13 protein-coding genes are annotated in these 14,319 nt (G+C 36.7%); 9 read left to right on the top strand and 4 right to left on the bottom strand.

The genetic code is table 11. The features are described from left to right. Window positions 1-67 precede the first annotated feature (67 nt). The 9 genes from CUN60_RS08285 (at window position 68) to CUN60_RS08245 (ending at window position 9,445) form a co-directional block, all read left to right on the top strand. Window positions 68-1,360, top strand: coding sequence for an MFS transporter (locus CUN60_RS08285; protein WP_102951589.1), 1,293 nt, complete (start codon window positions 68-70; stop codon window positions 1,358-1,360). Beyond that, window positions 1,350-2,225, top strand: a complete 876-nt coding sequence (locus CUN60_RS08280) for a DUF481 domain-containing protein (protein ID WP_102951588.1) — start codon at window positions 1,350-1,352, stop codon at window positions 2,223-2,225. Before CUN60_RS08285 ends, CUN60_RS08280 begins: the two co-directional genes overlap by 11 nt. A gap of 35 nt (window positions 2,226-2,260) precedes the next feature. Beyond that, window positions 2,261-3,523: a mechanosensitive ion channel family protein gene (locus CUN60_RS08275; protein WP_102951587.1), complete on the top strand. Its 1,263-nt coding sequence runs from the start codon at window positions 2,261-2,263 to the stop codon at window positions 3,521-3,523. 25 nt (window positions 3,524-3,548) lie between these two features. Continuing rightward, a complete protein-coding gene (ruvC, locus tag CUN60_RS08270) occupies window positions 3,549-4,073 on the top strand; it encodes a crossover junction endodeoxyribonuclease RuvC (RefSeq protein WP_102951586.1) in 525 nt (174 codons plus the stop codon). 9 nt (window positions 4,074-4,082) lie between these two features. Continuing rightward, window positions 4,083-5,357, top strand: a complete 1,275-nt coding sequence (locus CUN60_RS08265) for a chloride channel protein (RefSeq protein WP_102951585.1) — start codon at window positions 4,083-4,085, stop codon at window positions 5,355-5,357. 5 nt (window positions 5,358-5,362) lie between these two features. Next, window positions 5,363-5,905 (top strand): cytochrome b, encoded by a 543-nt coding sequence (locus CUN60_RS08260; protein WP_102951584.1) that lies wholly within the window; start codon window positions 5,363-5,365, stop codon window positions 5,903-5,905. After that, window positions 5,905-7,455, top strand: a complete 1,551-nt coding sequence (gene murJ, locus CUN60_RS08255) for a murein biosynthesis integral membrane protein MurJ (protein WP_102951583.1) — start codon at window positions 5,905-5,907, stop codon at window positions 7,453-7,455. Before CUN60_RS08260 ends, murJ begins: the two co-directional genes overlap by 1 nt. A 61-nt stretch (window positions 7,456-7,516) precedes the next feature. Then, entirely contained in the window at window positions 7,517-7,744 is a 228-nt protein-coding gene (rpmE, locus tag CUN60_RS08250; RefSeq protein ID WP_102951582.1) for a 50S ribosomal protein L31, read from the top strand. 66 nt (window positions 7,745-7,810) lie between these two features. Next, window positions 7,811-9,445, top strand: a complete 1,635-nt coding sequence (locus CUN60_RS08245) for an ArnT family glycosyltransferase (RefSeq protein ID WP_102951581.1) — start codon at window positions 7,811-7,813, stop codon at window positions 9,443-9,445. Between the two features lie 116 nt (window positions 9,446-9,561). Here CUN60_RS08245 and ilvC read toward each other — a convergent pair whose 3' ends face one another. The 4 genes from ilvC to CUN60_RS08225 all read right to left on the bottom strand — a co-directional run bounded on the left by ilvC (window position 9,562) and on the right by CUN60_RS08225 (window position 14,315). Further along, entirely contained in the window at window positions 9,562-10,605 is a 1,044-nt protein-coding gene (ilvC, locus tag CUN60_RS08240; RefSeq protein WP_102951580.1) for a ketol-acid reductoisomerase, read from the bottom strand. Between the two features lie 143 nt (window positions 10,606-10,748). Continuing rightward, window positions 10,749-11,009, bottom strand: a complete 261-nt coding sequence (locus tag CUN60_RS08235) for an ACT domain-containing protein (RefSeq protein ID WP_102951579.1) — start codon at window positions 11,007-11,009, stop codon at window positions 10,749-10,751. 14 nt (window positions 11,010-11,023) lie between these two features. After that, window positions 11,024-12,709: a biosynthetic-type acetolactate synthase large subunit gene (gene ilvB / locus CUN60_RS08230; protein ID WP_102951578.1), complete on the bottom strand. Its 1,686-nt coding sequence runs from the start codon at window positions 12,707-12,709 to the stop codon at window positions 11,024-11,026. Window positions 12,710-12,731: 22 nt separating this feature from the next. Further along, the gene (locus CUN60_RS08225; RefSeq protein ID WP_102951577.1) at window positions 12,732-14,315 is read right to left on the bottom strand and encodes a homocitrate synthase/isopropylmalate synthase family protein; all 1,584 of its coding nucleotides are present in this window, start codon (window positions 14,313-14,315) and stop codon (window positions 12,732-12,734) included. Window positions 14,316-14,319 lie beyond the last annotated feature (4 nt).

Below are 14,319 nucleotides of genomic sequence, written 5' to 3'. Positions count from 1 at the left end.
AAAAACAACTATTTGTAAATTATTCAAATTTCACGCACAAATCGATTGTCGTTGAAAGGAGTACAAAATGTTTAAAAAAATTCTGATTCAGAATGGATTAACCCGCGATATGGGTGACTTTATTAAATCTTCATTTGGAAATATCATTGAATGGTACGATTTTACTATTTATGGACTTTTTGCATTACAGATTGCTAAAAGCTTTTTTCCTAACGATAATCGACTTATTTCATTAATCCTTATTTTCGCAACGTTTGCTATAGGTTTTTTAGCTAGGCCTCTAGGTTCGCTTATTTTTGGTATCTTGGGCGATAACTATGGTAAGTCATATGCAGTCAATCTCTCTATTTGGCTTATGGCGATACCAACAATGCTTATTGGGGTTTTACCTTCATATCAGCAAATTGGTATTTTGGCACCAGTATTACTTGTCGTGCTGCGTATCTGCCAAGGGATTTCAGCAGGTGGGCAATTTTCAGGTTTAATTACGATTGCTGTTGAAAAGTACAGTTCCAATCGTTCTTTGCTTGTCAGCTTAGTTTATTCGATTTCGGTAATAGGGTGCTTTGCTGCTTCTTTAATTGGTTATTTATCAATCACCATTATTAATCTATTCACTCCTGAGTCGCTATTTATTAAGTCACTTATTTGGCGAGTTCCATTTGTTTTAAGTATTGTTTTGTTTTATTTTTATCATAAAATGGTACCGCATATTGAAAAGGAACTGGTAGCGGAAAAAATTAGTTTCAAGTTTACTGATATTATGAAAGAACAGCCTTCGAGATTTTTTTGCATGCTTGTTTTAAGTCTATCAACAGGTATGATTTATTATACTTTATTTACCTATCTTGTTACCTATATGCAGTTACATGCTGGATTAAGTAAGCAAATGGCATTTTTTGTTATGAATGGTATTTTAGCCATTTCAGTAATACTTTACCCAACTTTTGGTTATTTGGCAAATAATTCAATAAACCGGGTACAAGTTGCTCAGCGCTACTGCTTATGCCTCTTAGTTGCCGGAGTTTTATTTAATCTCCATGTATTAAACCCATATTATGGACTAATGAGTATTGTCCTTATGGTGATTTTCTTTTGTGCCGTAACTTCTTATACAACAAGCTATTTTGCTGAAGTTTTTGCCAAAAAGTATCGAATGACTGCTTGCTCCCTTAGTTTTAATGGAGGTATGTCGATTGCTGGTTGCGCTCCTTTGCTGGCTGAACTATTTAGCTCTCAATCAAGATTTGGTTTATCTTATTTTATTGTGATCATTAGCTGTTTCATGTTTGCTACTCTCTTAGCTCTCCGTAAAATAATGAAGCCTAGAATAGTTTTGGTGTCCCATAATGCGAAATAAGGCAGGTTTTTTATTTATTTTAATAGTACTTTTTATTCATAGTTGTGTATATGCGGATGAAAAAGTAGATTTACAGAATGAGTCGATGGATTATAATTATTATATGTTTCAACTATATCAAAGTCAGGCAAATTTATATAAAAGCCAGATTTTTGAGCCTGAGTCAGGAGTAGTAATAAATAGTTCGGAATCTACCCCGTATAACCCATGGCATGGGAGTCAATTTGCTTTTGGAGCTGGGGGAACTACAGGAGATAGTAATACCAGTAATGCACAGATTAATACACTTATCAATTATAAGCCATCTGAAGGGGAGATTGGCTGGAATTTTAATACAATTGAGCAATATAACTATATTTATTCGACCAATTCGACAGACAATAAGAATCGTCTGTATATTCAGCAAAATGGTAGTTATATGTTTGATACTCATAATGGGGTTTTTGCTCAAGTATCGTATTTGAATGATGCCAATGATGGATATTTTTATGTCTGGAATCAAAATGCTGGTTATCAATTGCAGTTATTTGCAAATAAAAATAATAATTTGTTATTTAGTTTTGGTCCCGGGGTGCAGGAAAGGCAGGTTGTAGTAAATAGTAATGTTGAAATAAAACCATCGTGGTTAACTCAAATTACTTATAATCTTAACCTGAATAAAATTGTATCATTTAGTGAGCAGCTACAGAATGTTGCAACTACTGATAATAACTCAAGTTATTTGATAACCACTTTGACACTTGAGGTTTTCAATGGTTTTGGTATTAACTTTAATTATCAAGTAACCTATAATTCACAACCTGAGCCGGGTAAAGCAAAGCTAAATACTATTAGTGGGGTTAATTTTGTTTATGCAATTGATTAGAAGAATGATCTAGCCTAGATAGAAAAGGAACATATATGAATGAATTTTTATTAATAAATAGCAATAATATAGCTGATTTGATTAGTATCGGCGGAGTAGTTCAGCTTAGTTTGGCTGTGGTTTCAGTTATACTGGCGTATATTTTTGCCTGTGCCGTGAAGCGAAAGATTACTCGTTCTGTTGTCAGACTTGGGATTTTTTGGTTTGGAATGCTTGATAAGACGATTCGACCATTGATATTTTCAATTATTACGGTCATGGCAGGCGGAGTTACAATGTTTTTCTACAACTCTGCTTCAACCTTACTTTATAGTCTTGCAATAATTGGAATTATAATTCTTTTTATAAAAGCTACAGTATATACTCTTGATTATGCTCTTAAGAATAATAAATACCGAAAGCACATAAAAATGCTGGTTAAACTAGCATTGGTAATGGTGATTATTTTCTGGACAACAAATCTGGATGTGATTTTGGCGGATCAGTTGGGTAAAGTAGTGTTACATTTTGGCAAGAGTCAGCTTTCATTGTGGGACTTTATCCGAGAGGTGATTGTAATTGTTTTTGCAATTGGTGTAATGATTATTGCTACACTGGTACTTGATGGATGGATAAAAAACCTACATGATATTGATGGAAACCTGAAGCAACTTCTACTTCGCATTTCAAAGATTTTGGTAGTAGTTATTGGCGTTTTTATGGTTTTGCCAAGCCTTGGCTTTGATCTAACCGCGCTTTCAGTATTGGGTGGTGCAGTTGGGGTTGGTATTGGTTTTGGTTTACAAAAGATTGCTAGTAATTTTCTCAGCGGTTTTATTATTCTTCTTGATAAATCAATCAAGATTGGTGATCGGATTATCATTAATAACATCACCGGAACTGTTACCAGAATTACCACGCGTTATGTTGTGATGCAGGGGTTTGATGGTTCTGAAATGCTTATCCCCAATGAAAAATTCATTACTGATCCGGTAATTAACCAGACTTATTCAAATAGTAATATTGGGATTGAAATGGTAATTTCAGTTGGCTACTCCTCAGATATGGTGTTAGTTATTGATACACTCAGAGAGTGTATTGCTTCTGTTCCAGAAATTAATCAGAATATGGAACCTTCTGTGTATATTCAAAAATTGAATGAGTCTGGGATTGATGTTTTTATCAGGGTCTGGCCACTTGATGGATTAAACCATGGATCTGTAGTACGTAATAAACTAAATATTGCTATAATTGAGTCATTCCGTAAGAAAAATATTGAAATCCCGTTTCCTAAACGCGATGTTACGGTTTTAAAATAAACGGAATCTGATTTGATAGGTATGTATGCAGATTTTAGGCATAGATCCGGGGCTTAGAAACACCGGGTTTGGGATTATTGATGAAATAAGTTCAAGTAATCTGAATTATATTGCATCTGGCGTTATTGAGACTGACGCTTCAAATAGTCTTCCCGAGCGAATAAGGACAATTCTAACCTCTATTGACCTTATAATTAAAGAGTACAAGCCTGACGTTGTAAGTATTGAAAAGGTGTTTGTCAATGTCAATCCGCAGTCAACATTAATGCTTGGACAGGCTCGTGGCGCCGCAATTTCGGGCTGTGTTTTACATGATTTACCTGTTTTTGAATATACGGCATTACAGGTGAAACAGGCGGTAGTTGGGTATGGGCATGCCGATAAAGAACAAATAAAAAAGATGGTAATGCATATGCTTAGCTTAAATGCTGCTCCACGATCAGATGCGGCGGATGCTCTTGCTTGTGCACTCGCACATAGTCATTATAAGCGGATCGGTCAGATTTTTAATATGGCATCAGTAAAAAAAGGCAGAATTCGTGAAAGGTAAAATATATCCATGAAATATGCAGAAATTAAGGAAGAATTCAGTTTTCAGTTTTTGGTGCTATGTGTTGTTGTTGGCGCTGCTAGTGCCGCATTTTCTTATGCAGTCGAATTTGCCGACTGGCTTTGTCATTTTCTTTATGCAACTACTAGCTGGACAATGTATGTTTATACTCCGCTTACCTTTGTAGTAATAGTTTTTCTTTTAAAAAAATATTTCCCACATGCCGATGGGAGTGGATTACCACAGGGGTATGCGGTAGATATTTTTGAGGAAGAAAAGTTAAATAAAATTTATTCCATAAACTCGCTGATTGGTAAAGTTATTCTTACTTTTATGAGTATTGCTAGTGGTGCTTCATTAGGTAAAGAAGGACCTACCATTCAAATTTGCTCTTCTTTATTTGCCCAGATCAGAAATATCAGTGATAAGAAAAAACGGATGCTTATAAAACTTGGTGCAGGGGTAGGCGTTGCTGCTGCCTTTAATGCGCCAATCGGTGGGATGGTATTTACGATTGAAGAATATGTTAAAAAAATTAGTCCAAAAATTGCTTCAATCCTTGTTGGTGCTACTCTAATTGCTGTATTTGTTTCTAATGCACTACTTGGTGGTAGTAAGCCTTATATGGGTTCGGTAAACCCAGTTGACTTACATCATGGTGTTAGTATTGCTATTTGGGGGATTATTATTGGTGCTTTATGTGGGTTATCTGGGGCTGCTTTTACTAAATTAATGGTATTTATGTCTGTCAATAAAACCTGGGTTGTTAATCGCTGGCGTAAGCAACATTATCTGGTTAATGCCGTAGTCTTTGGTCTAATTGTAGCTTTTATTGGACATTTGACAAATGGGTTATCATTTGGTAATGGATCAGGTTCAACTAGTATTTTTCTTGATACTGCAACAAATGCACCATGGTATTACGCTATTGGTAAATTTTTTGGGGCAATTGCCTCTGTTTCTGCTGGGGTGCCTGGTGGATATTTTTCTACTGCGTTATCTATTGGAGCAGGGATAGGTGATTTATTGCATCATTTTGTTTCAGGTGTGCCGTTAGTTCAGTTTTACCTACTTGGGATGGCAGGATTTCTTGCTGCGATTACTCAATCACCAATTACTGCGGTAGCTATGGTAGTTGAATTAAGCGATTCAAGTCAGTTTAGTTTACCAATTTTGTTAGCATGCTTTATTGCCAGTATAATTTCCGAACAGTTTGGAGATAGCGTCTATCATCAGCAGGTACTTAATTATATTGAACCAGAACGTTATAAGGAAACAGTTTAAAAATTATGAGTGACAATAATCTTTATAGCAAGGCGGCCAAAACCCTCCATTGGTTAATTGCCGCCGTGATTTTTCTGGAGTATTTTATCGGTATCACACTGGATGCTACTCATCTAAAATGGTTACATATTCAGCTTGGCTGTTTCTTATTAATTTTAGTGATAGTTCGGATTATCTGGCGGATTACTCATCAGTATCCTGACTTCCCTTTGCAAATAACAGGAATCAACAAATTGCTTGCTAAGATTGGGCATTTGATTCTATATTTTCTTATGTTGGCTATTCCTATGACTGGTTTGGTTTTAATCATTACTAAAGGGGTTACTATTAATATCTTTGGTATTGATATTCCACCATTGATGAAGGGAATGGCAAAGCCGGAACGCCACATAATCAAATCAGTTCACTGGTATCTGGCAACAATGATTTTTTATTTTGCAGTTTTTCATGGTTTAATCGCATTTATGCATGAGTTTTTAAATAAAACTCCAAGCCTTAGCCGAATGTTGCCCGAGTGCCTGGCGAAATATATACGGGATAGTAAATAATGGCTAAATCGACCAATCTGTTACGTTCATTACTCAATGTAAGCGGAATGACACTTATTTCGCGAATTCTTGGTTTTCTGCGTGATATGTTACAAGCGATTTATTTTGGCGCTGGTGCCTATACTGATGCATTTAATGTGGCATTTAAATTACCGAATTTGCTACGGCGAATTTTTGCTGAAGGTGCCTTTTCACAAGCTTTTGTACCTGTGCTTGCCGAACATAAGAATACTAAAACTCATCAGGAAACAAGAGAGTTCGTCGCATCAATAATGGGTGTGCTCGCTACAGTGCTATTAATTGTTACATTATTAGGGATGACTTTTGCTGCGGTTGTTATTTGGGTTACTGCTCCGGGTTTTACTAACGACCCTAATAAATTTGCATTAACAGTTAGCTTATTAAGAATAACTTTTCCGTATATTTTATTTATTTCGATAGCTTCATTAATCGGTGGGGTTCTCAATACTTGGGGTTTGTTTTCGATTCCATCGTTTACACCAACCATTTTAAACATCAGCTTTATTGTTTTTATTCTCTGTTTTCGTCATTATTTTGAGCCATCAATTCTTACGCTTGCTTGGGCAACTTTTGTTGGCGGTTTACTTCAGCTACTTTTTCAATTACCGTACCTAAAGAAAATTGATATGCTAGTTAGACCAAAATTGGATTGGCGTAATCCAGCGGTGCGAAAAGTAGTTAAGCTAATGGGTCCTGCTATTTTTGCAGTTTCAATTGCGCAAATCAGTTTGGTAATTAACACCATTTATGCATCATTTTTACCAACTGGTAGTATTTCATGGATGTATTACGCGGATCGTTTGATGGAGTTTCCAACTGGAGTTCTTGGTGTCGCATTAGGTACTATTCTCTTACCAAGTTTATCACGCCATGCCAGTTCAGGGAATAAGGAAAGCTTCTCAAAGCTTTTGGATTGGGGAATACGGCTATGCCTTCTTTTGGCATTACCTGCAACTGTTGGATTAGGATTATTAGCCAAGCCATTGACAATGACCTTATTTATGCATGGTAAATTTAATCTTCACGATGTTACGATGACTAGTTATGCACTAATTGCCTATTCTATTGGTTTACTTGGCTTGATTTTGGTAAAGGTACTTGCCCCTGGTTTTTATGCCAATCAGGATATAAAAACCCCAGTGAAAATTGCTATTTTTGTCCTTTGTTGTACTCAATTAATGAATCTGGTTTTTATTGGACCACTAAAGCATGCTGGACTTTCATTGTCAATCGGACTAAGTGCCTGTATTAACGCTGCTAATTTATGCTACTTTCTTATTAAAAAGGGGCTTTACCAACCGCAATCTGGATGGTGGAATTTTCTCTTCAGATTAGTTGTTGCAATTTTATTAATGGCGTTGACAATTGAGTTAGTTTTATATTTTACCCCTGTTGATTTTAGCGGACATATGCTAAAACGGGTAATTTCACTTGCTAGTGTGATCATAGTTGCTGCCATTAGTTACTTCGGCGGGCTTTTTCTATTAGGCTTCAGAGTTCGCGATTTTAAACATAAAGATAAATTTTAACTTGCGCTATGGCTGCTATTTATGCTAAAATCTCGCAATTATTTTTTGGAAAGAACACTTCATGAAACAAACTATTCATCCTAATTACAAGGAAGTGTCAGTAACTTGCAGTTGTGGTAATACTTTTGTAACTAAGTCAACTTTGGCAAAAGAAGCACTTCATATTGAAGTTTGCTCAGCTTGTCATCCGTTTTATTCTGGTAAACAACGTCTAGTAGATAGTGCTGGTCGCGTGGATAAATTCCGTCAGAAATACGGTGCATTTAGCAAAAGAACTGCAGCCAAGTAATTGCGGCATTTTGTTCTATGATAAAATAGGTAGCTTAATTAGCTACCTATTTTTATTTGGTGTCATATGCTTACTTATTCTTCTATTGCTGTAAAACCAAAGCGTAAAGATCGTCCTTGGTTACTTTTTGTTATGGTTCTTATCTGGATCAGTGGGGCAACCTTCTTCCATTCGCCTTGGGAGCCGTATGAGCCTTATGTGGTGGCAATTGTTAAAAGTATAGTCAAAACTAATTCATGGCTTGTTCCATATATTTCACCGGATACTCCATATCTAGATTTACAGCCATTTTATTTTTGGCTATACGCACTAGTTATCAAAATTTTTAACTTTACTGATGTTGCCAATGCCATTCGGTTGATGAATACCGGAATTATTCTTTTGACACTTTATATTTTAGGTAAGGTTGGTTCTGGGCTTTCTGCCTTCAAAAATGGTCGTAGTGTGGTAATGATCATGATTAGCACGATAGGATTTATCAATAATGCATATCAATTATCACCTAACCTTATAATTTTGCTTGGCTTTTCTTTATATTTCTGGTCGTTGCAAAATTCAATTAAAATGCCCGGAATCTCTGGGGGAGTCCTTGCTGTTGGATTAATGCTTATTTCAATTAATTTTACAGCGGAATATTTATTAATTGCTTTGATTATGCTGATGTTATTACCTATAATTGATAGGCAATGGAAACAGTCGGCATACTTTCTAACACTGATTACTGGGTTTGCTATATTTGCAATGATTTTTGGTTCGTATGGCTGGCAATTAAATAAGGTAAATCATGAATTTTTTATCGAGTGGGTTAGCAAATATTCTCAAATAGCTAATTTTGATTCCTCAGTCTTTACCAATATAGTTTTTTATTTTCAAACCTTAGTGTGGTATCTTATTCCGGGATGGATACTTGCATTTTGGACTTTATATAAACGGCGAGGGCAAATATTAAAAGATCCAATCTTGAAACTTAGTCTTGCTTTTATTGGCTTACTTTTTTTCTTTGCTATTATTAGCGGACACCATGACGAGTCAGTAATTTTTCCAATAATTATTCCTTTTGTGTTTATCGCATCTGTTGAAATTGATACAATTCGAATTAGTATTGTTTCTTGGTTGAACTGGTTTAGTATTTTTGCCTTTGGTGCTGGTGGGCTTGCAGTAATAATCCTTTACTTTACTTTAAATTCCGGGTATCCTCAGGATTTACTTGCTAAAGCTCAATTTTATGCTCCAGGCTATGTGTTTGACTTTAATTTTTGGCAGGTTCTTCTTGGCGTTTTGATAACTACGATCTGGATTTTTATGGTTACGCGTAAACATATTCGTGGGCGTGAAATGGTGTCTAATTGGGCAAGTGGTACTACATTCTGTTTGGTATTATTTATTTCGTTATGTTTGCCATGGTTTGATTCAGTATTAAGTTTCAAGGATATAGTAGATAGTAGCCGACCTTATTTAGATCATTCAAAGAATTCCTGTATCGCAACTAATGAAGTAAATCGCGTACAGTCTGCTATTTGGTACTATTTTGCTGATATTCGTCTCCAGCCAGATAGAGACTTTGCTACTAATTCGAGGTGTAATCAGGCCTTAATCTCTGTTTATCGTGATAGTAGCACTAATTATCCCGGATGGCATGTGATCTGGAGTAATAAGCGTCCAGTTGATTTTAAGCGTTATATGTTACTTGAACGGAATTAAGCCTAATGTTAACGGGTTCTTAGATTAGAAAAAAACTTTAGAAACTGAGGGGCGTAGATAAGGATAAAAAATTGTGTAAAAGTACCATACCATGGTACTTTTACACCTGTTAAGGTTTATTTACCTGGGCGAAGACTGCGTACAGTTTTACCAGCTTGCCACATTTCGCTATCGCGAATTTCAGCCAGTTCAGCCTCAAGTTTTACACGATAGTCAGGCTGTGAGTTAGTGTCGATTGAACGTTGCGCTTCTTCACCAGCTTTAACACGTGCATATAGCTCTTCAAATACTGGAGCAGTTGCATCACGGAATGGCTTTCTCCAATCTAGTGCACCACGTTGCGCTGTAGTTGAAGTATTAGCATACATCCAATCCATACCATTTTCACCAACTAATTTAATTAATGATTCAGTCAATTCTTCAACTGTTTCATTAAATGCTTCTGAAGGAGAGTGTCCATTTTTACGAAGTACATTGTATTGAGCTTCCATAACCCCAGCTAATGCACCCATCAGGATACCACGTTCACCAGTTAAATCAGAATACACTTCATTTTTGAATGTGGTTTCAAATAAATAACCAGAACCAATTCCAATACCCAATGCCAATGCACGTTCTTTAGCACGCCCAGTAGCATCTTGGAATATAGCATAAGATGAATTTAAACCTTTACCTTCAAGGAATAGGCGACGTAATGAAGTACCAGAGCCTTTAGGCGCAACCAAGAATACATCAACATCACTTGGGGGAACGATACCGGTACGATCTTTGTAAGTAACACCAAAACCATGTGAGAAATATAAAGCTTTCCCTTTAGTTAGATGTTTTTGAACTGTAGGCCACATAGCAATCTGTGCTGCATCGCTTAATAGATACATAATTACCGTAGCTTTTTCTAAAGCTTCTTCTGGTGAGAATAGCGTTACACCCGGTACAAAACCATCAGCAACTGCTTTATCATAAGATTTAGAAGGTGAGCGTTGACCAACAATCACTTTAAATCCGTTGTCTTTTAAGTTTAATGCTTGACCTGGGCCTTGTACACCATAGCCAATAACAGCAATAGTTTCACTTGCTAAAATCTCGCGAGCTTTTGCTAGAGGGAACTCTTCACGAGTAACTACATCTTCTTTAACGCCACCAAAATCCATGATTGCCATGTTTTTTCCTTAAAAAATTAAAATTATAATTCATATTAAAACTATTTGGATTTGAGACAAGGACAAGGCAGATTACGCCGCCGTGTATAAATTATACACAAGAAGTAATCTAACACAGTCATTGTTTCATAGATAAATAGTTGTTAAAAGTGTTTATGATTTAAGATGCGCACATCACACACCTCAACTATTTTATGTAACTGATTAGTCAGCTTCTGTACCGAATGATCATCACTATAAACAATCACCGAAAAATAAGATAACCCATCATGTCCACTAAAAATACTCATCTGGTCAATATTCACACTATAACGTGAAAATAAACCAGAAATTCGTTGTAAAACGCGTAAAGAATTGCGGGTTACAATATTAATTATATGCATATCATCTGAACGTTTTGTCATTGTAACTCTCCTTCCTACGACAATCTAATTTCATCAACAGCAGAACCTTGAGGCATCATCGGGAACACTTTTTCTCGTTTCTCAACGATTACCTCTAGGAAGTAAGCTTCTTTTGAATTTAACATTTCATCAACTGCTGCTTCCAGTTGCGCTGGATCTGATACAGTTGAGCCTTTGATTCCATAAGCTTTTGCAATCCCAATGAAATCGGGGTTATGTAAGTCAACGAATGAATAACGTTCTTCGTGGAACATTTCTTGCCATTGTCTTACCATACCAAGGTAGTTGTTATTTAGTAATAATATTTTTACTGGCAGTTTTTCCTGTGAAATTACTGCTAGCTCTTGAATATTCATCTGGATACCACCATCACCAGAAACACAGATAACTTCGCGATCTGGATTTGCCATTTTAGCGCCAATTGCCGCTGGTAGGGCAAAGCCCATCGTGCCAAGACCACCCGAGCTAATATGTGATTTTGACTGTTTAAATTTATAGTAACGCATTGCAACCATTTGATTTTGACCAACATCAGATACTACAATGGCTTTACCATCAGTTTTTTCTGATACCATATTAACTGCTTGCGACATCCGGATGGTATCTTTTTGCATGGTTAATTCTGGTACGATAACCTGCTCATGTTCTTCCTGATGTAATTTTAGGAAGAGTTCACGCCATGCTTGATGCTTGTTTGGCTGGACATAGCGTAACAAGTTAGTCAATGCATACTTAGCATCTGCATGTACATGCATATATGATTTAACATTTTTGTTAATTTCAGCGTGATCAATATCGATATGGATGATTTTAGCTTGCTTAGCATATTTAGTAAGATTACCAGTAACTCGGTCATCAAAACGCATACCTACCGCCAGAATCACATCTGCACGATTAGTCATGATGTTTGGAGCATAATTTCCATGCATCCCGAGTAAACCAACAAATAGTTCATGGTTACTTGGGAAATTATGTAAACCATGTAAAGTACAAGCAACAGGTATAGTTGCTTTATCAACTAGCTTTAATAGTTCATCTTCAGCACCAGCAATCCCAACCCCATTTCCAGCAAGAATCAGTGGGCGTTCAGCATTATTTAAAATATCAGCAATTTCGATAAATTTCATATCTGAACATTTTAGAACTTTTTCTTTACGTGGCTGATGAAGCTGGTATGCAAAGTCTTCTTCTAGTAATCCAAGCTGAGCATCTTTAGTTATATCAACCACTACTGGACCTGGGCGTCCCTCACGGGCATAATAAAATGCCTTAGCCATTGCTGCTGGTATATCTTCAGCACGTGTAACTTGAACATTCCACTTCGTAATTGGAAGAGTAATCCCAATAATATCAGCTTCCTGAAAGGCATCAGTTCCAATCAGTGTACTATAAACCTGTCCAGTCACACAAACTAATGGTACTGAATCAAGCATTGCATCAGCAATCCCGGTTACCAGATTAGTTGCGCCTGGACCCGAAGTTGCAAAACATACTCCAACTTTACCACTAGATTTGGCATAACCCTCAGCAGCAATGACGGCTCCTTGCTCATGACGGACTAATACATGATGAATTTTATCGCGATAGCCATATAATGCATCATAGACGGGTAGAATTGCGCCACCAGGGTAGCCAAATACCACATCTACATTTTCCGCTAGCAATGATTCAAGCATTGCCTGAGCACCGTTTATTTTCATAGTTTTGCTCTCTTAATTATTATTAAACTCTAAAATTTGTCTCGATATACGCATTATTCACAGCATCAATAAATGCTTTTAATGCAGAAATTTCAATATCCTCATCTTCAGCTTGACCATTATAGCGGTTTCCATTTACATCAATAATGATTGATGAAATGCATAATGCATCAACTGTACTTCCCTTGGAGTGTGAATTATAATCTACAACCGTAGTATTTGCCAAGTGATTATTAACGGCTTTATTTAATGCACTTAAAGCGGAACCGCGTCCCTGGTAGTCGATTACCAGATCTTTTTCAGCAAAAAATTCACCATGGAATGTTACTCTAGTTTTGCCACCATCTTCTTTGGCATAAGTTAGATGCTCGAGTTTGATTGGTGAACGATAGTATTTATATGCTTGCAATAACTCTTCATCGGTCACACCCTTACGTCTATCCGCATAAAAATCTTTGATCGATTGAGTAACAGCTACTTTTTCATTATCATCACAACGGTATTTGAATTTATGGATAATCTGCTGCGCGTGATTACTACCACTTAATGGGCCAAAGACAAAAGTAATTTCACTTCCAATATCACGTGGATCAAATGGTTGATAAGCCAATGGATTTTTCAGGATCGCATTAATATGTCCACCTGAGGTATGGCTCGCTGAATTTTTACCAACGACAGGTGAGTGTGGTTGGCGCGGTAACATTCGTTCAGCGATAAAATCCGAGATTTCTTTTAAGTGTGAGATATCAATATTGGTATGGTATTTCTCAGGTAAATGCGCGCCATGTCCAAATTGGCGAATTACCATAATACATTGCTCAAGCGATACATTTCCTGCACGTTCGCCAACACCATTTATACAGCCTTCAATCTGACGAGCTACACCACTAAATACACCATATAGGCTATTATCTAGGGCTGTTCCGAAGTCATTATGACAATGCATTGACCAGATAATATCTTTATCAGGAAATTCTGTTTCAATTATCTGCTTATGTTTTGCCATTTTATGGACGAAATACTCTTCACCTTGATATTGTGAAGCGCCACCAATGGTATCTGGGCAATTAATTGTAGTTGCGCCTGCTTTTACCGCATTTCGGATTAAATCAGTTACAAAATCAAAGTTTTCACGCTGACGTGAGTATCCTTCCGGGCTAAATTCAACTTCAAAGCCAGCATCTGCCATCATTTTAATCAGGCGATAGGTGGTTGTAATAATAGCGGGCTTATCTTCGGCAAATTTACCTAATGAAGCAGGCATTAATTCTGGATCTACCGGCACATAAATATGAATCCGTGCTTTGCCGATTGCAAGACTAGGTGCTAGTGCTTCCATGGTGCGGATAACTTGTTCTTCACGCAGTTGGCATAATGCTGAAATGCGCATTGCTGAATTAATTGCTGCCATATTTTTTGAAATCTGGTTTACGATAGCAAAGTCAGTATTACTTGCAGATGGGAATCCGGCTTCCAAAATATCAATCCGTAATTTATGCGCGAGTTCAGCATACTGGAGATTGTCTTCAAAAGACATCCCGGCACCAGGTGATTGTTGTCCATCACGTAGGGTGGTATCCAATATGTAAACTTGTTTGCTTGACATTATA

This window comes from Aquella oligotrophica, assembly GCF_002892535.1.
In the GTDB taxonomy this organism is placed as follows: domain Bacteria; phylum Pseudomonadota; class Gammaproteobacteria; order Burkholderiales; family UBA11063; genus Aquella; species Aquella oligotrophica.
Note: the sequence above shows the minus strand (reverse complement) of the source record. Positions and strands in the feature narration are given on the sequence as shown.

Bases quoted from the DNA above. Each gene is read 5' to 3' on its own strand.
- CUN60_RS08280 (WP_102951588.1), top strand. From the start codon at position 1,350: ATGCGAAATAAGGCAGGTTTTTTATTTATTTTAATAGTACTTTTTATT.
- CUN60_RS08285 (WP_102951589.1), top strand. From the start codon at position 68: ATGTTTAAAAAAATTCTGATTCAGAATGGATTAACCCGCGATATGGGT.
- ilvC (WP_102951580.1), bottom strand. From the start codon at position 10,605: ATGGCAATCATGGATTTTGGTGGCGTTAAAGAAGATGTAGTTACTCGT.
- murJ (WP_102951583.1), top strand. From the start codon at position 5,905: ATGGCTAAATCGACCAATCTGTTACGTTCATTACTCAATGTAAGCGGA.
- CUN60_RS08235 (WP_102951579.1), bottom strand. From the start codon at position 11,009: ATGACAAAACGTTCAGATGATATGCATATAATTAATATTGTAACCCGC.
- ilvB (WP_102951578.1), bottom strand. From the start codon at position 12,709: ATGAAAATAAACGGTGCTCAGGCAATGCTTGAATCATTGCTAGCGGAA.
- CUN60_RS08260 (WP_102951584.1), top strand. From the start codon at position 5,363: ATGAGTGACAATAATCTTTATAGCAAGGCGGCCAAAACCCTCCATTGG.
- CUN60_RS08225 (WP_102951577.1), bottom strand. From the start codon at position 14,315: ATGTCAAGCAAACAAGTTTACATATTGGATACCACCCTACGTGATGGA.
- ruvC (WP_102951586.1), top strand. From the start codon at position 3,549: ATGCAGATTTTAGGCATAGATCCGGGGCTTAGAAACACCGGGTTTGGG.
- CUN60_RS08245 (WP_102951581.1), top strand. From the start codon at position 7,811: ATGCTTACTTATTCTTCTATTGCTGTAAAACCAAAGCGTAAAGATCGT.
- rpmE (WP_102951582.1), top strand. From the start codon at position 7,517: ATGAAACAAACTATTCATCCTAATTACAAGGAAGTGTCAGTAACTTGC.
- CUN60_RS08265 (WP_102951585.1), top strand. From the start codon at position 4,083: ATGAAATATGCAGAAATTAAGGAAGAATTCAGTTTTCAGTTTTTGGTG.
- CUN60_RS08275 (WP_102951587.1), top strand. From the start codon at position 2,261: ATGAATGAATTTTTATTAATAAATAGCAATAATATAGCTGATTTGATT.